Annotated in this window: 29 protein-coding genes and 1 pseudogene; 12 read left to right on the forward strand and 18 right to left on the reverse strand. The window is 61.2% G+C overall.

What is annotated here, in order from left to right:
* Positions 1-5: 5 nt before the first annotated feature.
* Complete coding sequence (locus RWK44_RS15605) at positions 6-917, forward strand: EamA family transporter (protein ID WP_131639984.1); 912 nt, start codon at positions 6-8, stop codon at positions 915-917.
* Here RWK44_RS15605 and RWK44_RS15610 read toward each other — a convergent pair.
* A complete protein-coding gene (locus RWK44_RS15610) occupies positions 865-2,118 on the reverse strand; it encodes an aminopeptidase (protein WP_168257147.1) in 1,254 nt (417 codons plus the stop codon). The two genes, RWK44_RS15605 and RWK44_RS15610, sit on opposite strands and share 53 nt — an antisense overlap.
* A gap of 126 nt (positions 2,119-2,244) precedes the next feature.
* Positions 2,245-2,925 carry a glutathione S-transferase family protein gene (locus RWK44_RS15615; protein ID WP_170269624.1) on the reverse strand — a complete coding sequence of 227 codons (681 nt, stop codon included), beginning with the start codon at positions 2,923-2,925 and terminating at the stop codon, positions 2,245-2,247.
* A gap of 82 nt (positions 2,926-3,007) precedes the next feature.
* On the opposite strand from RWK44_RS15615, the gene RWK44_RS15620 reads away from it, so the two are divergent.
* Positions 3,008-3,451 carry a MarR family winged helix-turn-helix transcriptional regulator gene (locus RWK44_RS15620; RefSeq protein WP_131662873.1) on the forward strand — a complete coding sequence of 148 codons (444 nt, stop codon included), beginning with the start codon at positions 3,008-3,010 and terminating at the stop codon, positions 3,449-3,451.
* 63 nt (positions 3,452-3,514) lie between these two features.
* On the opposite strand, the gene ybaK is transcribed toward RWK44_RS15620, so the two are convergent.
* The 4 genes from ybaK to RWK44_RS15640 all read right to left on the reverse strand — a co-directional run bounded on the left by ybaK (position 3,515) and on the right by RWK44_RS15640 (position 6,249).
* On the reverse strand, positions 3,515-3,988 hold the full coding sequence (gene ybaK / locus RWK44_RS15625) for a Cys-tRNA(Pro) deacylase (protein ID WP_168286184.1): 474 nt from the start codon (positions 3,986-3,988) through the stop codon (positions 3,515-3,517).
* Between the two features lie 31 nt (positions 3,989-4,019).
* Positions 4,020-4,370: an ArsC family reductase gene (locus tag RWK44_RS15630; RefSeq protein ID WP_077977275.1), complete on the reverse strand. Its 351-nt coding sequence runs from the start codon at positions 4,368-4,370 to the stop codon at positions 4,020-4,022.
* Positions 4,371-4,489: 119 nt separating this feature from the next.
* A complete protein-coding gene (locus RWK44_RS15635; protein ID WP_168286185.1) occupies positions 4,490-5,551 on the reverse strand; it encodes a succinylglutamate desuccinylase/aspartoacylase domain-containing protein in 1,062 nt (353 codons plus the stop codon).
* Between the two features lie 98 nt (positions 5,552-5,649).
* Positions 5,650-6,249, reverse strand: coding sequence for a 2'-5' RNA ligase family protein (locus RWK44_RS15640; RefSeq protein ID WP_316029129.1), 600 nt, complete (start codon positions 6,247-6,249; stop codon positions 5,650-5,652).
* Positions 6,250-6,520: 271 nt separating this feature from the next.
* Between RWK44_RS15640 and RWK44_RS15645 the strand changes: the two genes are divergently transcribed.
* Positions 6,521-7,084, forward strand: coding sequence for a methylated-DNA--[protein]-cysteine S-methyltransferase (locus RWK44_RS15645; protein ID WP_131639976.1), 564 nt, complete (start codon positions 6,521-6,523; stop codon positions 7,082-7,084).
* Positions 7,085-7,119: 35 nt separating this feature from the next.
* Here RWK44_RS15645 and RWK44_RS15650 read toward each other — a convergent pair whose 3' ends face one another.
* From RWK44_RS15650 to RWK44_RS15660, 3 genes are read right to left on the reverse strand one after another with little or no spacing between them, the layout of a single operon-like run.
* Positions 7,120-7,854: an SDR family oxidoreductase gene (locus RWK44_RS15650; RefSeq protein ID WP_316029061.1), complete on the reverse strand. Its 735-nt coding sequence runs from the start codon at positions 7,852-7,854 to the stop codon at positions 7,120-7,122.
* A 54-nt stretch (positions 7,855-7,908) separates the two neighbouring features.
* Complete coding sequence (locus tag RWK44_RS15655) at positions 7,909-8,760, reverse strand: oxidoreductase (RefSeq protein WP_316029062.1); 852 nt, start codon at positions 8,758-8,760, stop codon at positions 7,909-7,911.
* Between the two features lie 58 nt (positions 8,761-8,818).
* Positions 8,819-9,193: an Atu4866 domain-containing protein gene (locus RWK44_RS15660; RefSeq protein WP_316029063.1), complete on the reverse strand. Its 375-nt coding sequence runs from the start codon at positions 9,191-9,193 to the stop codon at positions 8,819-8,821.
* Positions 9,194-9,298: 105 nt separating this feature from the next.
* Between RWK44_RS15660 and RWK44_RS15665 the strand changes: the two genes are divergently transcribed.
* Positions 9,299-10,195 (forward strand): LysR family transcriptional regulator, encoded by an 897-nt coding sequence (locus tag RWK44_RS15665; RefSeq protein WP_316029064.1) that lies wholly within the window; start codon positions 9,299-9,301, stop codon positions 10,193-10,195.
* Between the two features lie 39 nt (positions 10,196-10,234).
* On the opposite strand, the gene RWK44_RS15670 is transcribed toward RWK44_RS15665, so the two are convergent.
* The 3 genes and pseudogenes from RWK44_RS15670 to RWK44_RS15680 all read right to left on the reverse strand — a co-directional run.
* On the reverse strand, positions 10,235-10,624 hold the full coding sequence (locus RWK44_RS15670; protein WP_162115490.1) for a type II toxin-antitoxin system VapC family toxin: 390 nt from the start codon (positions 10,622-10,624) through the stop codon (positions 10,235-10,237).
* A complete protein-coding gene (locus RWK44_RS15675) occupies positions 10,611-10,886 on the reverse strand; it encodes an AbrB/MazE/SpoVT family DNA-binding domain-containing protein (protein WP_221998421.1) in 276 nt (91 codons plus the stop codon). Before RWK44_RS15675 ends, RWK44_RS15670 begins: the two co-directional genes overlap by 14 nt.
* 72 nt (positions 10,887-10,958) lie before the next feature.
* Positions 10,959-11,108: pseudogene (locus RWK44_RS15680) on the reverse strand (GNAT family N-acetyltransferase); the annotation flags it as partial.
* A 161-nt stretch (positions 11,109-11,269) separates the two neighbouring features.
* Between RWK44_RS15680 and RWK44_RS15685 the strand changes: the two are divergent.
* Both RWK44_RS15685 and RWK44_RS15690 read left to right on the forward strand, forming a co-directional pair.
* On the forward strand, positions 11,270-12,151 hold the full coding sequence (locus tag RWK44_RS15685; RefSeq protein WP_131662882.1) for an AraC family transcriptional regulator: 882 nt from the start codon (positions 11,270-11,272) through the stop codon (positions 12,149-12,151).
* A gap of 219 nt (positions 12,152-12,370) precedes the next feature.
* Entirely contained in the window at positions 12,371-12,901 is a 531-nt protein-coding gene (locus RWK44_RS15690) for a dihydrofolate reductase family protein (protein WP_316029065.1), read from the forward strand.
* Between the two features lie 306 nt (positions 12,902-13,207).
* Here RWK44_RS15690 and RWK44_RS15695 read toward each other — a convergent pair whose 3' ends face one another.
* Positions 13,208-13,855: a hydrolase gene (locus RWK44_RS15695; protein ID WP_221949599.1), complete on the reverse strand. Its 648-nt coding sequence runs from the start codon at positions 13,853-13,855 to the stop codon at positions 13,208-13,210.
* Positions 13,856-14,008: 153 nt separating this feature from the next.
* On the opposite strand from RWK44_RS15695, the gene RWK44_RS15700 reads away from it, so the two are divergent.
* Positions 14,009-14,902 (forward strand): LysR family transcriptional regulator, encoded by an 894-nt coding sequence (locus RWK44_RS15700; RefSeq protein ID WP_316029066.1) that lies wholly within the window; start codon positions 14,009-14,011, stop codon positions 14,900-14,902.
* Positions 14,903-15,057: 155 nt separating this feature from the next.
* Here RWK44_RS15700 and RWK44_RS15705 read toward each other — a convergent pair whose 3' ends face one another.
* The gene (locus tag RWK44_RS15705) at positions 15,058-15,954 is read right to left on the reverse strand and encodes a LysR family transcriptional regulator (RefSeq protein WP_131662886.1); all 897 of its coding nucleotides are present in this window, start codon (positions 15,952-15,954) and stop codon (positions 15,058-15,060) included.
* A gap of 263 nt (positions 15,955-16,217) precedes the next feature.
* Between RWK44_RS15705 and RWK44_RS15710 the strand changes: the two genes are divergently transcribed.
* Both RWK44_RS15710 and RWK44_RS15715 read left to right on the forward strand, forming a co-directional pair.
* Complete coding sequence (locus RWK44_RS15710; protein WP_131662887.1) at positions 16,218-16,952, forward strand: SDR family NAD(P)-dependent oxidoreductase; 735 nt, start codon at positions 16,218-16,220, stop codon at positions 16,950-16,952.
* 117 nt (positions 16,953-17,069) lie between these two features.
* The gene (locus RWK44_RS15715) at positions 17,070-17,669 is read left to right on the forward strand and encodes an NADPH-dependent F420 reductase (protein WP_221959034.1); all 600 of its coding nucleotides are present in this window, start codon (positions 17,070-17,072) and stop codon (positions 17,667-17,669) included.
* A 72-nt stretch (positions 17,670-17,741) separates the two neighbouring features.
* On the opposite strand, the gene RWK44_RS15720 is transcribed toward RWK44_RS15715, so the two are convergent.
* On the reverse strand, positions 17,742-18,626 hold the full coding sequence (locus tag RWK44_RS15720; protein ID WP_316029067.1) for a helix-turn-helix domain-containing protein: 885 nt from the start codon (positions 18,624-18,626) through the stop codon (positions 17,742-17,744).
* Between the two features lie 157 nt (positions 18,627-18,783).
* Here RWK44_RS15720 and RWK44_RS15725 point away from each other — a divergent pair, with 157 nt between their 5' ends.
* A complete protein-coding gene (locus tag RWK44_RS15725; protein ID WP_316029068.1) occupies positions 18,784-19,158 on the forward strand; it encodes a nuclear transport factor 2 family protein in 375 nt (124 codons plus the stop codon).
* A 169-nt stretch (positions 19,159-19,327) separates the two neighbouring features.
* On the opposite strand, the gene RWK44_RS15730 is transcribed toward RWK44_RS15725, so the two are convergent.
* On the reverse strand, positions 19,328-19,939 hold the full coding sequence (locus tag RWK44_RS15730; protein ID WP_222011055.1) for a TetR/AcrR family transcriptional regulator: 612 nt from the start codon (positions 19,937-19,939) through the stop codon (positions 19,328-19,330).
* Positions 19,940-20,036: 97 nt separating this feature from the next.
* Here RWK44_RS15730 and RWK44_RS15735 point away from each other — a divergent pair, with 97 nt between their 5' ends.
* Both RWK44_RS15735 and RWK44_RS15740 read left to right on the forward strand, forming a co-directional pair.
* A complete protein-coding gene (locus RWK44_RS15735; protein WP_316029069.1) occupies positions 20,037-21,464 on the forward strand; it encodes a coniferyl aldehyde dehydrogenase in 1,428 nt (475 codons plus the stop codon).
* 41 nt (positions 21,465-21,505) lie between these two features.
* The gene (locus RWK44_RS15740; protein ID WP_222011053.1) at positions 21,506-21,967 is read left to right on the forward strand and encodes a GFA family protein; all 462 of its coding nucleotides are present in this window, start codon (positions 21,506-21,508) and stop codon (positions 21,965-21,967) included.
* Between the two features lie 120 nt (positions 21,968-22,087).
* On the opposite strand, the gene RWK44_RS15745 is transcribed toward RWK44_RS15740, so the two are convergent.
* Both RWK44_RS15745 and RWK44_RS15750 read right to left on the reverse strand, forming a co-directional pair.
* On the reverse strand, positions 22,088-22,723 hold the full coding sequence (locus tag RWK44_RS15745) for an NrsF family protein (RefSeq protein ID WP_168323340.1): 636 nt from the start codon (positions 22,721-22,723) through the stop codon (positions 22,088-22,090).
* A gap of 76 nt (positions 22,724-22,799) precedes the next feature.
* Positions 22,800-23,357 carry a chlorite dismutase family protein gene (locus tag RWK44_RS15750; RefSeq protein ID WP_032999298.1) on the reverse strand — a complete coding sequence of 186 codons (558 nt, stop codon included), beginning with the start codon at positions 23,355-23,357 and terminating at the stop codon, positions 22,800-22,802.

Genomic DNA, 23,357 nt, shown 5'->3' on the forward strand with positions numbered 1-23,357 from the left:
TTGATATGAAGACAAATTCACGCTATGTCGCCGATCTTATGGCAACCGCGCTCGCGCCCGCCATTTGGGGAAGCACCTATATCGTCACCACCGCTTTCCTGCCGGCCGGATATCCGCTGACGGTTGCGATGCTGCGCGCCCTGCCGGCCGGCCTGCTGCTTCTCTTCCTGGTCAGAAAGCTGCCTGTCGGCATCTGGTGGGGAAGGGCTTTCGTTCTCGGCGCGCTGAACTTCTCGTTCTTCTGGGCGATGCTCTTCGTCTCGGCCTACAGGCTGCCGGGCGGGGTTGCCGCAACGGTCGGCGCGGTGCAGCCGCTGATCGTCATCGCTTTGTCGCGGCTTTTTCTCGGCAACCCGATCCGGCCGCTGGCCGTGCTGGCCGGTCTCGTCGGCATGGCCGGCGTCGGACTTCTGGTGCTGACGCCGAAGGCGGGGCTCGATCCGATAGGTGTCGCTGCCGGTCTGGCCGGCGCCGTCTCGATGGCCTTCGGCACTGTGCTGACGCGCCGCTGGGCGCCGCCGGTCTCAAACCTCACCTTCACCGCTTGGCAATTGACAGCGGGCGGCATGCTGCTGGTGCCTTTCGCCCTTTTCCTGGAACCGGCGCTGCCGATGCCGACCGCTGCAAACATTGCCGGCGTCGCCTATCTCGGGCTGATCGGCGCAGCCTTCACCTATCTGCTCTGGTTCCGTGGCCTGTCGCGCATCGAGCCCTCGGCGGTTGCCTCGCTCGGCTTTTTGAGCCCGCTGGTCGCGACCCTGCTCGGCTGGCTGGCGCTCGGCCAGAGCCTGACGCCGGTGCAGATCGGCGGTTTCGCTATGGTGCTTGCCAGCGTCTGGCTCAGTCAGCGCACGACGATGCCGCTCAGGCCCATTCGCCCTGCCGCATCACCGGAACCCGCGAACCATCCGGCTTGATGCCGTCGATATCGACCTTGTCGGAGCCGATCATCCAGTCGATATGGATCAGGCTGGAATTGCCGCCCTGTGCCTTGATCTGCTCCTGGCTCAGCGTCGCGCCATTGAGGAAGCATTTGGAATAGCACTGGCCGAGCGCGATGTGGCACGAGGCGTTTTCGTCGAACAGCGTGTTGTAGAACAGGATGCCGCTGGCCGAGATCGGCGAGGAATGCGGCACCAGCGCCACTTCGCCGAGCCGGCGCGCGCCCTCGTCGGTATCGAGCACCTTATTCAAGACTTCTTCGCCGCGCGAGGCCTTGGCCTCGACGATGCGCCCGCCCTCGAAACGCACCTGGATATTGTCGATCAGCGTGCCCTGGTGCGAGAGCGGCTTGGTGCTCGACACATGGCCTTCGACGCGCAGCGCATGCGGCGTGGTGAAGACTTCCTCGGTCGGGATGTTCGGATTGCAGGTAATGCCGTTCTTGGCGGTGGACGCGCCGCCGTGCCATTCATGTCCGTCGGCAAGGCCGATCGTCAGGTCGGTGCCCGGTCCCCGGAAATGCAGCGAGGCGAAGCGCTCGCCGTTCAGCCAGGCGGAGCGCTTGCCAAGATTGGCATTGTGCTCGGCCCAGGCGGCGACGGGATCGCTGACATCGACGCGCGAGGCGGCAAAGATCGCCTTGGCGAGCTTGGCGATCGCGATCGGTTCCGGATCGTCGGGGAAGACCACCTTGGCCCAGGAGGGGTTCGGGTAGGAGACGATGTTCCAGTTGATGTCGAAATTCGAGATCTTCTCCAGCGCCGGCTTGTAGGCGGTGGAGTTGGCGCGATTGGCGCGGCCCACCTTGCCGGCATCCTGCTCGGACAGCAGCATCGGATTGTCGCCGGCAACCGCGAGACGGGCAGCCCCATTGGCATAGGCCTTGGCCATGCCATCGTAGAGCCAGCCGGAGGCGCGGTCGAAGCTCTCGTCGCTACCATATTGATAGCGCGCCAGCGTCGTTTCCTCGTCGGAATAGAAAGCGGAGACCAGTCCGGCGCCGGCCAGATAGGCATGTTTGGTGATCAGGCGGACGAGCGGCAGCGCCACGACAGGCGCGGTGATCACCAGATCCTGACCTTTTTGCAGTTGCAGCCCGACCTTGATGGCGACTTCCGCAAGCTTTTCCAGCTTGACGGGATCAACGGTGTTCTGGCTCTGGGGCATGAAAGTCATGGTTCAACCTGCCTTCTGTCATCGACGGTGGGAGGCTGGAAGACTTAGACCCGTTTGCGGCGAAAATGAAGCGCGCCGCTGCCGAATTACAGCGGCCGGATTATGTGTCCGGCCGCTCGCGGGGCTTTAAGCTGCGGCAGGCAGCCTGAGCAGGATCGAGTTATGTTTTTCGAGGAATTCCATCAGCCGCTGCGGGTAATCCTCACCAACGGCGGCCTTGACGCTCGCCCGTTCGGAGAGCGCCTTGCGCCAGCGCTTTACACGCTCAAGCCCTTCGAAGATGTCGCCGTCGCCGAGCGTCTCGAAGAGATCGAAATACCGAAAGACCGGCGCGAAGACGGCATCGACCAGGCTGAAGTCGTTGCCGGCGAAATAGGGGCCGTCCGTCAGCACCTTCTCGAGCGTTGCGAATTTGGAGATGAGCGCCGTGCGCTTGGCGTCCAGCTGGTCCGCAACCTGCGCCGTCTCATAGCCCCAGAGATCGGAAAGCACGGATGAGCCGAATTCCATCCAGCCGCGATGGCGGGCACGTGTCAGTGGGTCTTTTGGATGCAGCGCCACACCTGGCTGCGTTTCCTCCAGATATTCGCAGATGACGCTGCTTTCGAACAGCACGGCCTGACTGCCGTCCTCCTCGATCCGCAGCAGCGGCACCTTGCCGAGCGGCGAGATCTTCAGGAACCAGTCCGGCTTGTCGGCAAGATCAATATTGATTCGCTCGAAGGGCACGCCCTTTTCGAGCAGCGCGATCGCGGCGCGCTGCACATAGGGGCAGAGATGATGGCTGACGAGGGTAAGCTTGCTCATGGCGCTCTCCTTGGCAATATGATAGATGTAAATGCATCTAATATCGGTTGTAACAGAATTCAAGATAGATGTAACTGCATTTATGTCTGAAAAACCGTCGAATCCGAGCGAAGCGGTCACCTCTGCCTGGACGAGCATCATGCGCGCCCGCGAGCGGTTGCTTGGCGCCATCGAAGCCGACCTGAAGGCGGCCGGCATGCCGCCGCTTGCCTGGTATGACGTGCTGTGGGAATTGGCGCGCTCGCAAGACGGCAGGCTGCGCCCCTACGAAATCGAAGAGCGGACATTGCTGGCCCAGTATAATCTTTCCCGGCTGATCGATCGGCTGGAAAAAGAGGGCCTGGTCCGGCGCGAGGCCTTCGCTGAAGATGGGCGCGGCCGTTGGGTGGTGATCACTGATGCCGGCCGAAAGCTTCGCGAGCGCATGTGGACCGTCTATGCCAAATCGATCGAGACCCATATCGGTTGCAAGCTTGCCGAAAACGAGGCGAAGACGATCGCCCGGCTGCTCGACCGCTTCCTCTAGATTCAATAGTAAGAGCATGATGTCGTCCGAAAACCGCTCACACTTTTCGGCATCATGCTCCGATCAGGCAATCAGCGGCGCGGCGACGGCCTTCAGCGCCTTCAACGCATGCTTCGGATCGAGCCGCACCTGCAGCCCGCGCTGCCCGCCATTGATGTAGACCAGCGGTTCGCCAAGCGCGGCCTCCTCGATCGCCGTCGGCACGGTCTTCTTCTGGCCGAAAGGGCTGATGCCGCCGACATGATAACCTGTCAGCCGCTCGGCATCGGCAGGCTTCATCATGTTGGCCGATTTGCCGCGAAAGGCGCTGGCAAGTTTTTTCATGCTGACTTCACGATCCGATGGCACGACGACGCAGAGCGGCTTGCCGTCCACCTCCGCCATCAGCGTCTTCAGCACCCGATGCGGCGCCTCGCCGAGTGCTTCGGCCGCCTGCAACCCGACGCGCTCGGCATTGGGGTCGTAGTCATAGACATGGACAGTGAAGGCGACGCCTGCCTGCGAAAGAAGCTGTGTCGCGCGCGTGGCCTTGGACATCTCTTTCCCTCGTGAGTTCAGCGGCCCGCCGTCAGCCGCCGAATGCACCGGCGTAAATCTCCGGCTTGAAGCCGACCAGCAGCTTGCCCTTCGCCTCCAGCACGGGCCGCTTGATCATCGACGGCTGATCGAGCATCAGCTGGATTGCCTTCTCCCGGGTCAGGTTCTCGCGCTGGGCATCGGGCAATTTGCGGAAGGTGGTGCCGGCGCGGTTGAGCACGGTATCGAGGCCGGCTTGGTCGATCCAGGTTTCGAGATGGGCGCGGTCGATACCGAGCGCCTTGTAGTCGTGAAACTCATAGGCGACGCGATGTTCTTCCAGCCAGCTGCGGGCCTTCTTCATCGTGTCGCAATTCTTGATGCCATAGATGGTGACGGCCATGCCCGATCGATCTCCCTGTGATGACAGCGAGATAACATGCACGAAGGCCGGCGCAAACGCCGTACGACTTTTTATCCCCCAGCGCGTCGACAATCGCAGCAGGACAAAATCGGTCCCGTTCAATTCTCCAGCGTGCCGGCCTTGCGGGAGGCCTTGCTGGGTTCGTCGCAGGCGATCTTCATCAGGTCGCCGCGCCGCCGCACCAGCCGGTCGGAGGTTCGGGTGAGGATCAGCCCGTCCTGCGGCGCGGTGAGGTCGATGCTGCCGCCCGGCTGCCCTGGCCGGGTGACGATCGTCGCGAGAAGATCGCCTTCCGCAACCCTCTCGCCGATATCGCGATGGAAGAGCACGGCTCCGCCTTCTGGTGTGCGGATGATCTCGACATTGTCGAGTGGCACGGCCGGACCGGAAAATACCGTTGCCGCCGGCTTCCCATCGCCAACGATCCCCCGTGCCGCAAGGAAGTGCCAGAGCCCGTCCGCATCCTTTTTCGCCAGCACCGGATCGACGTCGCGTTTGCCGCGCAGCTCGACTGTGACGGAGAGTTTGCCGGGCAGCCGGGCCCGACGCTCGCCGGGAACTTCATATTTCCATGCAAAGCCGACGGCCTCCTCGAAGGCCGAGCTTTCGCCATCCGAAAGCAGCACGGCCTCCATCTCGAGTGCAGCGGCAAGATCGGCGGCTTCCGGCCAGAAGGCCTCGTCGATATAGGCATATTGCAGGGATTCATCGTCGCAATGCAGGTCGAGCACCAGATCGGCGCCAAGCGCCATATGCAGCAGCTGCCGCTTCAATCTGTCGGTAGCCGGGTAATCGTCGAGATCTTCGATCAGCGTGGCGCGATCGACAATCGAGATCAGCGGGAAATCCCGGTTGAAATTGGTGCGTGAGCCCAGGTCGAAACGGCCCTGCAGCTCGCCGAAATGCGATTGCGCCGCACCGATCGGATTGGCCTGCGGCAAGATGGTGATATCGCCGGCGATCCCGCCTTGGCTTTCCGACCGCCGCAGCCGCTCGCAGAGGAAATGCAGCAGCACCGTTCCCGGCAGCTCGCCGGCATGCAGTGCCGCCTGGATATAGGTCTTCGGCGCCTTCGGATCGTGGCCTTTAAAGCGCAGTACCGGCAACCGCCACTCCGTTCCCGGCGTATCTCCAGGGATGATGATCTCTGAAACGTCCATTTTGTCTTCGCTCCCCGGCTGCAATCCGAACAGGTTTCCCGAGCTTTATGCGCGTAAATCAGCCAAGCGCAAGCCGGAGTAGGGAGGACATCGTTGCCTCAGCCGAGCAACGGCCAGCGATCGATGATTCGATGTTCGGTTTTTCCGAGAAGACTGTGGACGAGCAGGAATTCGGATGCCGTCCATGAAACGGGTGCGTCGAGGCTCGTCGGCGGCACGGTCTTGCGGTCGTAGAGTAGCGTCATATGCGGCGTGAAATCGCGGCGGATATTGTGGCGCAGTCCGGCATTGTGCATGCCGACGCCGAGCTGGACATGCAGCCGGGTGAGCGCCTTCCGCCCGCCTTCGCCGCAAAGCACGAGCGGTCGCGCCTTGCTTTCCCGCCTGAAGCTCATAATCCTGTCGAAAGTGATCGCAATCGGCGCGCCCTCCACCGTGGCGCCGGCTTGCCGCGCCGCAAACACCGCGCCCTCCGGCAATTCCTGATAATCGTCGATGCCGATGATCGTCACATGCAGCGTCTTCAGCCGCGGCTTTGCCGAAAGGGAGAAAGCCTTGCCATAATCACAGGAGATCGAAGCCGCCTGCCGCTCAACCGCCCCAGGTGGACAGAGAGCGAAGAAAAGCCGGTGTCCGCCGCTATGGTGTTCGCGCGGTCGCCCGCGCCGACTTCGCCCATCCTCGAAGTCGAAGGAAATCTGGTTCGTCGGTTCTCAGGGTCGTCATGACCCGCCTCGCCGTTTCCAAAAACGCGGCGAAGGATACTCCGGTGGGATTGAATAACAAGAACAGAAAGGGAACATAATCTTCCGATACAATCCGCTCTGAACGGATGACTTGGATGTTCGATCGACATTGCGAGGGACGCATCGCAATATTTCCCGGACGCCTTACGCGCGCAAGAAACGGGTTGAAACAGCGGCCGTCTCATACGATTTTGAGGGTCATCGAAAACACGGAGGCTGTGTCATGGCTGAGACAACGCACCACTATCTCATCTTCGAAACCGCGGGCGGTTTCTGCGGCATCGCCTGGAGCGACGCCGGCATCACCCGTTTCCAGCTGCCGACCAAGTCAGCAGAGGCCACCGAACGGCTCCTGCTGCTCCGCCTGCCGGATGCCGAACCCGGCGCGCCGACGCCTGCCGTGCTGGAGACGGTCGCGGCAGTGAAACGTTACTTCCAGGGTGAGGAGACGGATTTTTCCGGCGTCGAACTCGACCTTGCCGGCCAGGATACCTTCTTCCGGGATATTTATGCGGCGGCAAGGCGTGTCGGCTGGGGCCACACGACCACTTACGGTGCGCTGGCCAAGGAGCTCGGCGTCGGGCCGGAAGCCGCCCGCGACGTCGGCCAGGCGATGGCGAAGAACCCGGTGGCTCTGATCATTCCCTGCCATCGGGTGCTTGCGGCCGGCGGCAAGATCGGCGGCTTCTCCGCTCCCGGCGGTTCGTCATCGAAGACCCGCATGCTGGAGCTCGAGGGCGTCAACCTCGCCCCGCCGCCGCCTGCCCAGCAGTCGCTGGGATTTTAGGCGGCGGAGGTGCTTTTTGACTGAGTCTCAGCCGCTCAATAAGGGCTGGCTGTCGGCCGGATGATGATCTCGCTGACATCGACGTCATCAGGCTGGCTGACGGCGTAGAGGATCGAATTGGCGATCGCCTCGGGGCTGATCGTGATCGCCCTGAAAGCCTTCATGGCATCGCGCGCGGTCGGATCGGTGATCGTGTCGGCCAGTTCCGATGTCGTCGTGCCTGGAGAGATGACGGTCACGCGGATACGATCGGTCTCCTGCCGCAATCCGTCCGAGATCGCCCGCACTGCGAATTTCGTCGCGCAATAGACGGCGGCCGTCGGCGACACGCTGTGGCCGCCGATCGAAGACAGGTTGATGATCTGCCCCGATCCCTGCGCCTTCATGATCGGAAGCGCCGCCGCGATGCCGTAGAGAACGCCCTTGATGTTGACGTCGACCATCCGGTCCCACTCGTCGACCTTGAGAGCCTCGAGCGGCGACAGCGGCATGACGCCGGCATTGTTGACGATGACATCCAGCCGGCCGAATTCGGAGCGGGCAAAGCCTGCAAAGGCCTCCACCTGGGAACGATCGGTGACGTCAAGCTGTCGCGGGCGCACCGTCCCGCCCGTTGCGGCGATTTCGCCGGCGAGTTCCTCCAGACGCTCGGTGCGGCGGGCGCCGATCACGATATGGGCGCCTGCGGCAGCCAGCACCTTTGCCGCAGCCTCCCCGATGCCGCTGCTGGCGCCGGTGATGGCAATGACTTTTCCTTTGATATCAGACATTTCAAGCTCCATTATACGCCGCTCGCCTGGCGATGCGGCTGAGGGTTTTGGTGGTCAGGTGGGAAAATCAGCACTGAGCGATGTCTCCGCCCAGGCGTCGAAGTTTGCGCGCAGCGCATCGAGCCGTTCGCGGGCGATCTTCAGGGCAGGTGCGCCGAGCAGCAGGCGCAGCGGCGGCGCGTCCGCCTCGAACGCCGATATGATCGCGGTTGCCGCGCGCGCGGGATCGCCCGGCTGATTGCCGGAGATCGAGCGGGTGGCCTGGCGGCGCTTGCCTGACGTTTCGGCATAGTCTTCGATGATCGTGCTGGATTCGACCATCGACCGGCCGGCCCAATCCGTGCGGAAGGCGCCGGGTTCGAGGATCGTCACATCGATGCCGAGCGGCCTGACCTCATGGGAAAGCGATTCCGACAAGGCTTCGACCGCAAACTTCGTAGCGTGGTAGTAGCCGGTTGCGGCAAAAGCGACGAGCCCGCCAAGCGAGGAGACGTTGAAGATATGCCCTTGCCGGCGTGAACGCATGCCCGGCAGAACCTGCTTGGTGACATCGATCAGTCCGAAGACATTGGTTTCGAACTGGGCGCGTATCTCGGCGTCGTCGCCCTCTTCGATCGCCGAGAGGTAGCCGTAGCCGGCATTGTTGACGAGGACGTCGATCGAACCGAAATGCGTTTCGGCGTCATGAACCGCGCCGGCGATGGCGTTGCTATCCGTCACATCCAGTGCAAGGGCAAGCGCGCGGCCTCCGTGCTCTGCCGTGAGATCTGCCAGGGTCTCGGGTCTGCGTGCCGTCATGGCGGCGCGCCAGCCACGCGCCAGAACGGCTTCGGCGAGTGCCCGGCCGAGGCCGGACGACGCGCCGGTGATGAACCAGATGGGGGTTGGGGAAGACATGATCGTCATCCTTTCCGGCCGGCAAACGCGGCCTTCTTCTGTGTGGTGTTGCCTTTCGGGCGGCACGTCATCTGCGCCGAAGCACCATGCCGCCATGATGGAGGGTATTGCCGTCGACGAAATCGCCGTCGGCCGTGAAGCCCGTGTCGTCCCAATATTCGATGTGGCTTCCGGTGACGTCGTAGCGTCCCCGATAGGCGCTTTCCCGGCTGCCGCGGGCTTCGTCGTAGCGGCCATTGGGCAGAAGCTCATGGCGGACGCGGCCATCATCCGTAACCCACATGCCGACATAGGGATGTTGCTGCATTCTGTTCTCGCATGTTTGTTGTTGCTGAGTTTCTCGGTCGTTCACGGTATCGGCGCCGAACGAACTGGTCGCCACGCCAGCCAGGGTGACCGCCGTGAAAAACCGCAGGAGGGGGCTTGTGAAAATCCTTCGCATTGCCTTGCCTTTCGAAGCCTTCGTTGACTTCGACTGAAAGATAGTACGGAGAACTCGAGTGATTAAGTTGCCAATCCAGGATGACTTGGTTAGAAATGCTAACCAATGGTCGACGATCTCGAAGGCATTTCAGTTTTTCTTGCGGTGGCGGAGGCGCGGAACTTCCGGCTCGCCGGCGAGCGGCTCGGTGTCACCCGCTCCGCCGTCAGCCAGGCCCTGCAGCGCCTGGAGGATCGGGTCGGCGTCGCCCTGGTCCAGCGCACGACGCGCAGCGTCAGCCTGACCGAAGCCGGCGAAGTGTTCTTCGACGCGGTTCGCCCATCGGTCCGCCAGGTCAAGGATGCGATGCAGACGGTGCGGGAAATGCAGGCGCGCCCGAGCGGCCTGCTGCGGATCACCGTTTCCTCGATCGCCGAGAACTTCCTCTCCGGCACCTTGCTGGCCGGCTTCATGGAAGCCTGCCCTGATATCAAACTCGATATCACCATCACCGATGACGAATTCGATATCGTCGAGGCCGGCTTTGACGCCGGTGTCCGGCTCGGCGAGGTGATCGAACAGGATATGATCGCGATTTCAGTCTCCGAAGAGCAGCGACAATGCGCGGCCGCATCCTGTAGCTATCTCGAGCGCCGCGGCCACCCCCGCCATCCCGGCGAGTTGCAGAACCACGCCTGCATCGGATGGCGGCCACGCCCGGATACGGCACCCTATCGCTGGGAGTTCACCGAAAACGACCGCGACTTCGACGTCGCGATTGATCCCGCCGTTACGACCAACGACATGGGCATGATGATCCGCATGGCCTGCGCCGGAGCCGGCATCACCTTCGGCATGGTGGAGACCTTCCAGCCCTATATCGACCGCGGGGAACTCGTGCCGCTGCTGGAAGATTTCTGCCCACCCTTTCCGGGCTTCTATCTCTACTATCCCAGGCGCCAGAGGCAGCCGCTGAAGCTGCGCGCATTGGTCGATTATGTCCGCAGGTCCGACCGGCGGTAGACATCGTCGTTACCTCCGGCGAATGTCAACGAATTGGTTTCAGGCTTCCCGGACTGCCTCATAACCCGCGGCTTGAGCCGCTTTCATAAATTTGCGGTCGAAGGTAACGAACTCTTCGCAATGGACCGATTTGGTAAGGTGTAAGGCATCGGCAAAATCCATTCCGTTCTCGGCGAGATCGAAAGCAGCAGCAACGATTGCCGAATCTTCAATCGTGACCGTTGACAGGCCGCCGAAAGCGCGAAGCGCACGAACAACGTCTGGTCGACCGTACCCATAGGCGCTGCGCAGCACCCATTCTGCTTCCAGCACCACCGTAACGGCAACAAAAACCGGCTGCCCATCGACGATCTCGCGGGCACGGGAAGATTGTTCGGGATGATCGCCGGTCAGATACCGGACGATAAGATTGGTATCAATCGCGATCATGACGGCGGCGAGCTTCGGCCAATACGCCGGCTTCCATGTCTTCCAGAGTTTTCGGCTCACCGCTGAAGGGAAGCATGCCGAACACATCGTCCGGCCGGGTCTGAGAAAAGGCAGGAGCCTGCCTCAGAAGCACGCCTTCCGCAGTTTCTTCAACGATCAGCCGAGTACCAGCCTCCCATTCCCGCCGCTGACGGATCGCTTTGGGAAGGATGACCTGCCCTTTGGTCGAGACGGTCGTAATGAGATTTTCAGAGTGAGCCATCGGCTTGAGCCCTGCAGGTAAGACAAAGGTAAGATAGCCTTATCGACCTTTGCATACAAGGTTTAAGATCACCGCGAGGCGGTTCAACATCGTCAATACTTCAGGAGGCGCAATGGCGCTGTCTTGGACAAGGCGCAGATGACGTGGCGCGATGCCATTCAGCAGCGCTTCAAAATCATGAGACGTTAGTTCGATAATCATAGTCTTCTCGACATTAGTCATGCGCCAGCATTGGCACGCTAAAGGCCGAGCGATAGAGCGAGGATCAGCTCTCGGTCGCGATGCCGAGCGGCACGCCGGCTGATCCATGCCAAACCGCAAGATCGGTCGAGCGCTGCGTTGCCTGAGGGATCTAGTTTGAGCTGCCACGGAGACCAAGACGAATGACCGCAGCGGTTCGGAACTATCATGAGCGGATGCAGCGAGTGCTGGATTATATCGACCGGCACCTCGATGACGATCTCGATCTTGATGTTTTGAGCAGTGTCGCAGCCTTCTCGAAGTTTCATTTCCACCGGCAGTTCACGGCGACCTTCGGATTGTCCGTGCATCGCTATATCCAGCTTGCCCGCATGAAGCGCGCTTCATACCGGCTGGCTTACAGGGACGAAGAACGCGTCACCGATATAGCGATGGATGCCGGCTACGATGCGCCGGATGCCTTCGCCCGCGCCTTTCGGCAACGGTTCGGTCAATCGCCTTCGTCGTTTCGGAAGTCTCCCGACTGGGAGCTGTGGCTTGCCGCCTTCGGGCCTCTCGACAATGCAAGGAGCAAGCTCATGCAGAAGACTTTTACCACTGACGACGTGATAATTCGCAATGTGCCTGCCACGCCGGTGGCGATCATGGAGCATCGGGGCGACCCGGCGACGCTCGGTGCCACCATCCAGCGGTTCATCGCCTGGCGCAAGGCCGCTGGCCTGCACCCCAGGACAAATCCGACTTTTAACGTCTGGCGTTCCGAGCGGCGTCCTCAGTCGCCTGCCGATTATAGCGTCGACCTTTGTGTCGGGACCGACCAACCGATCCAGGCGAACGGCGAAGAGATCAAAGCCGGCGAGATCCCTGGCGGACGCTGCGCGGTGCTGCGCGTCGTCGGCAACACCGACAATCTGGAGCCCGCCGCGCTCTACCTTTATCGCGACTGGCTTCCGGCCAGCGGCGAGGAAGCACGCGACTTCCCGATCTATTGCCAGCGGCTGAGCTTCTTCCCCGAAGTGCCGGAGCATGAGGCGGTGGCGGAGTTGTTTCTGCCGCTGAAATAGCGCCCTCTGACGATGGCTTGTCCATTTCGGATCGCTGGAAGCGGACAGGCCGTTGTCCACCCAGGTAGCCTTGACAGGCAGATTAGTCGGCAGCCTGAGCGTGGGCGTTCAGGCTGCTCCAAAAACAAATTGCGATTTAAAACCAGTTGAGTTAAATCGCAACCGATTGCATAATGCAATCAGATATACGGATATGCCGTTTAAGGAAAGGAAGTGAGGATGGCTAAGCTCGTATTCGGAATGAACCAGTCCCTGGACGGCTACGTCGATCATATGGCGTTTGGGCCAAGCCCGACGCTCTTCCGCCACTTCATCGAGGAGGCAGAGCGGCAGGCGGGCAGTGTGTACGGTCGCCAGATGTATGAGGTCATGCGTTACTGGGACGACGAACATCCTGAATGGGATGCAGAGCGACGGGCTTTCGCGGCGGCGTGGCGGAATCAGCCGAAATGGGTCGTCTCGCGCTCGTTGAAGTCGGTCGGTCCCAACGCCAGGCTTGTTGGGGAAGACCTTGAGGCCGCGATCCGCGAGCTTAAGGCGGAACGTGACGGGGAGATCGAAGTTGCCGGCCCCCATTTGGCGCAAAGCCTCACCGAACTTGGCCTGATCGATGAGTATCGCATCTACCTGCACCCCGTCGTGCTCGGTTACGGCAAGCCATATTTCGCCGGACCCCGGCCGCCGCTCCGCCTGATGGCTCATGACCGGATTGGCGAGGATGTGATCAGGTTGACCTACGTTCCGGCTTGATCTCGGGACTCGCCAGATGGAAATCGCCGCGAAAGTCTGGTCTTGGGTTGGGTCAAAGCGACGGAAACAGCCCGCTTGGCGGCGCCGTCGTGCCGTCGACGGAGGTGACGGCGCGCAGCCTACGAATTCATAGGGGCGCCCGTCGCAAAGGTGATGCCTGCGATAGCGGACGGGCGCCTGATCCGGGTGCAGATCAGCCTGCGTTGCCAGAACGGGATGATTTTAGGCCAGATTGGCCTAAAATCTGAATCCTGTTCTAAAAGTTAGAGCATGATGTCGTCCGAAAACCGCTGACACTTTTCGGCATCATGCTCTAGGTACAGGCGTGTTGAGCAGCTGCTGCTCCCACAGGTACGCGATACCGCTACCAGCGGCGTGCTGCTTGAGAACCTCCGTCAACTCTGCAGCGTGCTCGGTCCGAGCCCAGTCGCGCTGCCATTCGGACGCCAGCGCCAGCCAGGTCATCATGTTCGCGCCAGCCGCGATCATGCGCTGGATGGCGACCTCGTGGGCCTCGACCGACGTGCCCCCCGACGCGTCGGTGATAACAGTCACATCCCAGCCTTCGCCGAGCGCCTGGATCACCGGCATCGCGACGCATATCTCGGTCCACAGGCCGGCGATGATCAGCTGCTTGCGGCCGGTCGCCCTGACCGCGTCCACGACCTTCCTGTCTTCCCAGGTATTGATGAACGTCCGGTCGATCACCTCCTGGCCCGGGAAGACATCGGTGATTTGCGGGAAGATCAGACCGCCCCGATCGGCGATCACGCTCGTCAGGATGGTGGGAACACCGAAAGCCCTCGCGGCCTTCGCCAGGGCCGTCGAATTGTTGACCACCGCCTGCGGATCGTGGCTGTTCAGGTTCGTGAGCTGGTAAGGCTGGTGGTCGATCAGAACGAGTACCGAATCTTCGGGACGAAGAAGCGAAGCAAGGCCATTACGAAAGGTCATTATTACTTCCTTTGCTGCCGCCCATGAGCGGCATTGGTTTTGCGGGAGACATGCGCCAGGGGCGACGTTGCCCGGAAGCAGTATTGCCGTTCCTACTCGAGATGCGGTAGCACCCTTTTATGGCAAGCTATGTCGCGAAAAGGGGAACGCCAAATGGACATCGAAGAACTGCAAACCTTCGTGGAAGTGGCTGATGCCGGGGGAGTTTCGCCGGCTGCGCTCCGGCTCGGCGTCTCCAAGTCGATCGTCAGTCGGCGGCTCTCCCGGCTTGAAGCGGAACTTGGTGTCCAGCTTCTTGCACGGACCACTCGGGGCGCCGCTCTCACGGAAGCAGGGGCCACGTTCCGAGATTATGCAGCGAGAGTTTGCGCCGAGATCGACGTGGCCAAGGAAACGATCCTACCCGCCGGTGACCTTCGCGGCCGCTTGCGAGTTGCCGTGCCGCTTTCCTTCGGCCAGACTCACTTCGCTCCCATCCTCGCGGAAATGGCGCGCCGCCACCCCCAGCTCCACATCCACACCTGCTACAGTGATCGCTTCGTCGATCTCATCACAGAGGGTTATGATTGTGCGATCCGGGTTGGCTATCTTCAGGACTCCAACTTGATCGCAAGACGCGTCGGACCGATCTATGGGAAGTTCGTCGCGAGCCCGGACTACATCAAGGTGCATGGATCTCCCGAGACGCCGGACGCGCTCGTCGCTCACGAGGCCCTCATGCAGGGCACCGAAGCCTGGCAACTCATGGATGGCGACAAGATCATCACGGTTCGTCCGCAGGGGCGCTTTAAAGCCGACAACGGCACCGCTCTAGTCGCCGCCGCGGCAGCAGGATTAGGGATCGCTTACCTGCCCGATTGCCTTACCCATGAATTTATAGCCTCCGGCGCGCTTGTGCCGGTCATGACGCATTATCCACCACCCCCGGCAGGTGCATATGTCATCCGCCCGCCAGGTCAGCATCCCGCACGGAAGATACGGGTCCTCACCGAATTGCTGATTGAGTATTGCGAACCGGCTCCGCACTTTGCAGGTGTCGGTCGCTAGAGCATGATGCCGAAAAGTGTGAGCGGTTTTCGGACGACATCCTGATCTAAAGCGCAAACGGCGCAACATTCGCGGATTGAACGACGCCGCTTCAAGCGATCGCAGCTCGGCTTCCGGCCGGATGACGGCAAGCGCCGCCGGCGACCTGCCGGACGTCAGTCGCGCGATATGGACAGCCCGGCGAGAAGCGGAGCGTACGCGGCGAGCCTGCGGGATACGAACTCCGTGAAGAGCCGCACGCGCTTCGTCTTGCGTGTCTCCCCCTGCGTGAGAAGCCAGAGCGTTCCATGCATGTGCAGGTCGGTGCCCGGCACTCTCACCAGCAGGGGGTCGGCATCTCCGACGAAGCACGGCAGTGTTGTGATCCCGAGCCCTTGCCGTACTGCAACGATCTGCGCCTCGCCGTCCGTGGTCCTGAACGGAACCCCCGTGGTGCGAACCTCACCCTCGCTGGCCCAGTCCGGGATACCAAACATGCTTATGACGATCCACCGGATGGGATCCGGCGCGCCCGCGCGCCACGCGGCCAGTCGATCGCAGGACATGTAGACGCCGCCGAACAGCTCCGGTCCCTTCAGGGCGTGAAGATTGAGCGGCAGGGTTTTGCGGTCGTAAACGACGCGGATCGCGACATCGGCCTCTCGGTTGGTCAGATTTGCCAGCTCGCCGGACGACAAGATGTCCATCTCGATATCAGGATGCTGACGCGCGAAATCGGCGAGGTCCGGCATGAGCAGGTGCGTCGCAAGGGTTGGAGCCAACGTCACCCGCAGCTGCCCGCGCACGCTCTGGTCGCGCCCGAAGACACGCGTCTCCAGCTGGTGCGACGACGCTTCCATCTGGTTAGCGAGTTCGAGGACCTCGTCGCCCGCAGCCGTCAGGCGGTAGCCCGAAGGCAGCTTTTCGAACATCTGCGCCCCGAGGCGTTCCTCGAGCTGGGCGATGCGTCGCAGCACGGTCGAGTGATACACCCCGAGGCCCTCGGCGGCAGCCCGCACCGAGCCTCCGCGCGCCACGGCAAGAAAGTAGCGAATGTCATCCCAGTCGATCATGGTGCAATCCGGCACCGCTCGGTGCGCCTTCCAAAGCCCGTATCGAACGCATTCGTACAGCAGAACGGGCGGTCATCATAGCTTATGTCGACGAGCACGGCCCAATTCCGAACGCGGGCACCGCTGTCGCGGCTGGCGTCAGTCGTCCAGCCGGATCGATTTTGCACCACCGATGTGCGCGCTTCCGCACTCAACGCCTGACTCCGGCGGACCTATTTTGAGGGTCTCGGGAGGAGTCCCTGGACAATCAAAGGATGCATGACATGAACAGACTGAATGGAAAGACGGCCGTGATCACCGGTGGCGCCACCGGCATCGGCCTCGCCGCTGCAAAGCGCTTCATCGAGGAGGGCGCTTTCGTCTTCATCTTCGGCCGCCGGCAGGATGCGCTCGCCGCCGCCGTCGCCGAGCTCGGATCCAATGCCCGCGCGGTGCAGGGCTCGGTTTCCGATGAGGCCGATCTCGACCGACTTTACGCGGCGGTGAAGACCGAGCGCGGAACCCTCGACATCGTCTTCGCCAATGCTGGGGTAGGAAGCCAGCTTAAGCTCGGCGAGATCACCGCCGAGCACATCGACGAAACCTTCGACGTCAATGTGAAGGGTACGATCTTCACGGTCCAGAAGGCGCTACCGCTGATGGGCGAAGGTGGCTCGATTATTCTGACCGGATCGAGCGCCGGTACCACGGGCGCCCCGGCATTCACCGCCTACAGCGCGAGCAAGGCGGCAGTGCGCAACCTCGCGCGAACCTGGGCAGAGGATCTCAAGGGCACCGGCATCCGGGTAAACGTCCTGTCGCCTGGGGCCATCGCGACCGAACTCGCGACCGAAGCGCTCGGCGAGGACGGCCTGAAGGCCTACGGCTCAATGACGGCGTTTCAGCGCATGGGCGATCCGGCAGAGCTCGGGGCGGCGGCGGCCTTCCTCGCCTCGCCGGACAGCAGCTTCATGACCGCCAGCGAGGTAGCCGTCGACGGCGGCCTAGCCCAACTCTGACGCCCTGCACCCGGCCAGGCGCCCGTTCACTTATTCGGAGCTCTGTGGGGCTCGGCAGATAACCCAGCGCCGTCCAGGGCCGGGAAATCAATATCAACACAATATCGGAGAAGCATTATGAGCTACGCAATTGTAGGATTCGGCAAGATAGGCCAGGCCCTCGCCCACGCCTTCGCGCGTAAAAACATCGAGGTGGCCGTCGCGAGCCGCCGGCCGCCCGAGGCGTTGGCGCCGCAGGCTCGGGCTATTGGACCCACGGTCGTCGCCAAGTCGCTGCGGGATGCACTCGAGGCCGACACGATCATCCTGGCGGTCCCGTTCGGAGAGCATCGCGATGTTGCGAAGGCTCTGCCGAGCTGGGAAGGCAAGACAGTCATCGATGCGATGAACGCATTTCCCGTCCCTGAAGAGCTGGACGGCCTCCCGTCCTCCGCCTTCGTAGCGAAATCGTTCTCCGGCGCCAAGCTCGTGAAAGGGTTCAATCACCTGATTGCGGCCACCCTGGCTGCCGATCCGGCCGTTGAGGGCGGCCACCGGGTCGTCTTTCTGTCGAGCGACGACGAGGACGCGATCACTCCCGTGGCGGCCTTGGCCAAACAACTCGGCTTCGCACCCGTCAAGCTGGGAAAGCTCAACGAGGGTGGCGCGCTGGTGCACGCACGCGGCCGCACTTGGGGCCGGCTCATCTTCCAGGATTTGTACAAGAAGGAGCAGTAATCGATCTACAACCGTGTGATCGACGCCGTCCCCAAGCTATCCGTGGCGGTTGAGGTGCTATCCCTAAGGCGTTCAGTTCTTGTATTGCTTGCGAAACTTAATCGGGGTGAAACCGGTTTCGCGGCTGAAAAACTTAGCGAAATTGGTTGCCTCCGCGAAACCGAGGCCCTCTGCGATGAGGTAGATGGGCCTGTCGGTATGGACCAGGAGCCGTTTGGCTTCCAAGGCGATACGAGCCGTGATGGCGTTTTTGGCGCTTTGCCCGGTCGCCTCCAACGCCGCTCGCGTCAGGCTTTTCTCGGTACAGCCTAGAGCTGCCGCATAGGCGGATACCTGATGCCAGCCAGCATAGTTTTGTTCGAGTAGCCTGCGAAACCTGGCATAACGCTGCACCCCCGGGCTTTGTGCGACGTCAATGCCCATGTGCTTATCCTGCAGGATGGCAAGGCGCAGAAGCAGCGCACAAAGTTCGTATCGCAAGAGCGCGTGTACATCCTTGGGCGGAGCGGGGCTCGTGGCGTCCTGCTGCATCCTGGCGATCGCCTCATTCACAGCGCCGAAATCGGCAGTGAATAGGGATAGGTGATCGGGTAGCCGATCCAGACCCAGGACAGGCAGCAGATCGGCAGTCGTTTGCGTCTCCGATGGGAGGAATTCTGCGCGGAACAGGACCATCCACCCGTCCCAGCCTTTATCACTGCCGAAACTGTGAACCTGTCCGGGCCTCAACACGAGGAGGGATCCGGCCGCGCAATTGATCGGCTGGAAGTCCACGATCTGGGTCACCGCACCCTCGGTCACGCAGATCAGCGTGTGGAAGGAATAATGGTACAGCGCCAGGATTTGCTCGGAGGTCACGCGGCGCCGCAAGTCCGAAAAATGAAATATCTCAACATCCAGATCGCGCCCACTCGGACGGTAATTGAGTTGATCCAGCTTCGCTCGGCTCTTTGTCATTCGCGTTGCGCCAGTTCCGGTCGGACATGTCCGATAAGTATCATATTTCGGCGATTATGAACCACGACAGAATGGGATGCTACCCATTATTATCACTCTTATGAACTGCGAAGGGCACTTCGCAGCAGGTTCCAACATCTGCAAATGAGAGACCGAAATGACCACTATCGACATCGGAAAAGCTTATATCAAAGCCGTCCAGACCGGCGATCAGGCCACGCTTGGCGAACTGCTTTCGCCCCAGGTCATTTGGCATCAGCCGGGCAATAACCAGTTCTCGGGCACCAAGAACGGCATTGCCGAATTTGGTGCCATGATGGGCGCCATGATGGCAAAGTCTGGTGGTAGTTTCGCCATCACCCATGCCCATCGCTATCTCGCCAACGGCGACCTGGTTGCCATCGAGATCGAGTTCGCCGGTCAGCGTGAAGGCGCCAAGGTCGACCAGCCCGGTATCGATCTGCTGCGCGTGCAGGATGGCAAGATCGTCGAAGTCTGGCTGTTCTCCTCCGATCCGGAAGAAGAGGACTAGTTCTCGGGTAAATAAGTCACCGCATCTGGAGCAGCGGAACGAAAGCGACCCTGCTCAACGCGACGCACTTCGAAAGTATCGTCACCAACGCGTATCACGATCTGCCGAAGGACTACTTGCGACGCCGGCTCACCTTCACGAAGAAGAGGTCAACCATGCGCAGGTCGTGTCATGTTGCCGGGCTCGCCAGCCCTTCCACCAGCGTGCTCAAAGCCGCATCCAAGGGGGCCGATCCGACTTTCTCGGGCACTAGGAGCCCATCGATCGCAAGCATGGTCATGCCGTGGATGAGCCCCCACCAGGCTGCCGCCTGACCTTCTATCGGCCGCTTGCGTATGCTCCCCGCGGCCTGGCCGCGCTGGAGGATTTCGAGCGCCACATCGAAGACCGCGAGCGCCCGCTCGTTGAGATGCACCCCTGCGGCTTTCTCCTCCCCTGCGCTGAACATCAGGCGGTAGAGAGCCGGGTTGTCCGTTCCGAACGCGACGTAGGCACGAGCTATCGGAGTGATTTCGTCGCGCAGAGAATTGGGCGCCTTGGGCTTCGCAGCCGAAAGGGACTTCCGCAGGCGGTCGAAGCCAATCATTGCGAGCTCCGCGAGCAGCGCGCCTTTGTCTGGAAAGTGCTTGTAGGGTGCCCCGTGGCTGACGCCAGCCCGGCGCGCGACTTCCCGCAGCGTGAACTGCCAGCCCTTTTCCTCGGCAAGCATATCCAACGCCGTCTCGATAAGCGCACGACGGAGATCACCATGATGGTAAGGGCGGCTGGATGTGTCCGGCATGATACCTCAAAGTTTCTTGTGATTACATTGTTGACAGTGACTACTTAAGCGCTTATGTCAAGGGCGTAAGTTTCTCTTGTCTACATTGGAGCGGACCATGAACGCAACCGCAAATATCACCGAGGCTAATCGGCTGGGCAGTCTCCTCGCAGGCCAGCGCGCTGCCTTCCTGCGCGAGGGAGCGCCTTCGTTGGCGCAGCGACGCGCTGATCTGGCCAAGTTGAGGGCCGCGCTCATCGGGCACCGCAAAGCGATCGAAGATGCCATCAATGCCGATTTCGGGCATCGATCGAGGTACGAGACGGCGATCATGGAGGTTGGAGGGGTCGCCGAGGGTACAAAGTATCTGATCCGCAACCTTCGCAAATTCATGACGCCGACCCGCCGCCACGTTGCTCTGCACATGCGGATGGGCAAGGCCCGCATTGAATATCAGCCGCTTGGCGTCGTCGGCGTGATGTCGCCGTGGAACTATCCGGTGAACCTCGCGCTGATGCCGGTCGCGACCGCCATCGCTGCCGGAAACCGGGTGATGCTGAAACCCTCGGAGTTCACGCCCGTCACCAATGCGCTGCTCGCAAAAATGTTCGGCGAGATCTTCTCCGAAGATCAGTTCGCGGTCGTCACGGGCGATGCGGTCGTGGGGGCGGCATTCACTGCCCTCCCGTTTGACCATCTCGTCTTCACCGGGAGCACCGCAGTAGGGCGATCGGTGATGAAGGCCGCAAGCGAGAACCTCGTTCCGGTTACCCTCGAACTCGGCGGCAAATCACCGGTCATCGTCGCCAAGGGCCACACTCTCGACCAGGCGGCGGCGTCAATTGCCTACGGGAAGCTGCTCAGCGCCGGACAAACCTGCATTGCCCCGGACTTCGCACTGGTCCACGAAAGCGAGGTTGACGCATTCGTCAAGGCGTATGACCGGAAAGTGGCGTCGCTTTATGCTGACGGTCCGACGAGTGAACACTTCACCTCGATCATCAACGAGCGGCACTATTCCCGGCTCCGGAGCCTTATCGACGATGCTCGCTCCAAAGGAGCGCGGATCATCGAGGTCGGCAACCGGCCCGACGATGCATCCCGTCGCCCCAACACGCTGGCGCCAACCGTGGTGCTTGGCGTTACAGACGACATGCGCATCGCTCACGAGGAAATCTTCGGCCCGGTCCTACCGATTTTTCCCTACAGCGACGTTGAAGAAGCGATCGCCTACGTGAACGCCCGGCCCCGGCCGCTCGCGCTCTACTACTTCGGTGCCGATGATGAAGACCGACGCATGGTGCTGAGCCGAACAACCTCAGGCAACGTCACCGTGAACGGCACGATCATGCACATCGCTCAGGATGACTTGCCCTTCGGCGGCGTCGGGGCCAGCGGCATGGGCGCATACCATGGCATCGAAGGCTTCCGCACCCTCAGCCATGCCAAGGGGATCTATGAGCAGGGCCATTGGAACCTCTCCAACCTGCTCCATGCCCCGTTCAGACAGCCGATCGATATCATCCTCAAAATGATGCTCCGGTGATCAGCATGCCGTCATCAAATCAAGCTCAGGAGTATCAGCACATGACCACCGACACGTCGTCGCGGCTACGCGGCGCATGCGAATGCGGCGCTTGCTCGTTCGAGGTGCATACCTCGCCGAAAGCCAGGTTCCGGTGCCACTGCCTGATCTGCCAGGCGTTCAACGGCAAACTGTTCGCCGATGTTGTCGCTGTTCGCGCCAAGGATGTGACACTGAAAGGTGCCGATAATATCTCGTTCAAGAAGTATCGTTCACCGCCGAACTTCGATCGCGGGCTCTGCCGCACTTGCGACAATCCCGTCGTAGAGGTTATGGGGGCGGGGCCACTCAAGGTGATGTTCATTCCGACCAGCAACTTCGGCCCGGAAACCCGGCTGCCGCCGGTACGGATGGACATCTTCTATCACCGTCGTGTGATGGACATGGCAGACAGTTTACCCAAGTACAGCGGTTATTTCGCGAGCGAGTTCGCGGTCGGGAAACTGATCATGGGTGGTTTGTAGGGCTCCAGCCAAAGCTGTCGGCTTGCAATCAGCGGCCCCGTTCCAGACGATTGTTCATAATGAACGCCATCGACTTTCGCCGGACGGATAGGGCCTGGCATTGCAACTGCTTCGTCGTAGCTACCACCTTAGAAAGCGTCGGCCTGCAAAATAGCCCGCAACGGCCACAATGAGTATGGCGATTGGATACCAGGTTGCGACGAACAACGGACTGTCGTCGGGGCAATTGGAGGCGTAAAGCGTAGCGGCAATACCGGCGGAAGCCAAAGCCGCGATTGCCCCAGCCTGACCGGGGTGATCCGGCGCACCATGGCGCATCACCAGAAAGAGGAACACGGTCGGCGCTAATGAGAGGATCGGTATAACCGTCAGGCAATGCAACGCATTATGGCCCAACAGTCTGGTTCCCCAAAGATCGGCCGGGGTGACGATCATCTCGATGGTGGCGGCGGCGATCAACAGCGCTGGTGCCAGCAGCAGTAACCAGCGCCGAGCCGTTGCGCTCTCTCCTGGACGAATAAGGCTCTCCATCAGCGATGCCGCCACAAAAAACAGCGCCAAGGTGGCAATGAACTTGAATGCGAAGCGCGCAGTCAGGATGGCTTGAGCAAAATCAGGTCGAACACCCAGGACCGAAAAGAACACCAATCCCGCTACCAATGCGCCAGCAGCTGTCGCCAGAGCAAGCGCCCTCGAGAGGTTGACGGGCCGCCGTGTGTCCTCTGATATCAGATTGATCAGGTCTTCCGTGTTCACTCAAGTACTCCGTTTGCGGCTGGTCCGACGAGAACCGTCCCGTTTCGTTGTGCAAAGATTGGCTGTCTTGACAACATTATTCATCTTGCCATATCCGCAAGCGGATCTCGACTTCACGTTCGACATAACGCCATTCTTCGGTCGCACGCAATCGAAAGAGCATGGCCTCAAATTGAGAGGCACTTTCCTCCGCGAATTCGAACCAGGTGAGAAAATCGAAAGGCTCGCCAAGATCACGGCTGTGATAGAGGCGTCGAGCGACCGCAGGCAAATAGTCCATTCCAATCTGAAAATGCGCCGACCTCTCCTGAATGATGGCACGGCGTTCGTCCTGCGCAAGAGACCACCAAAGATCCGACTTGCGGATCGGGATCAAGACCGCGAGGCAGGCCGTTGCGCGGCCCAACGGTGGTTGGCGTTCTCCAAGCTGATCGAGTTCGACACGGGTCGTGTATCGCGCGCTGCCGGCTGTTCCGCGCAGAATCCAGGCCGCCGAATCGGGTAATATGACCTGATCGGTGTCCATGACACTAAGACGAGGCGCAACATCCAGACCCTTGCCAATAATGGCGCGCGTTGCCTCGACCTGCCATTGGCCACTCTCACCAGCCACGAAGTATGTCGGTTTCACCAT

The organism is Rhizobium sp. 25PS6 (assembly GCF_032464655.1).
In the GTDB taxonomy this organism is placed as follows: Bacteria; Pseudomonadota; Alphaproteobacteria; order Rhizobiales; family Rhizobiaceae; genus Rhizobium; species Rhizobium laguerreae.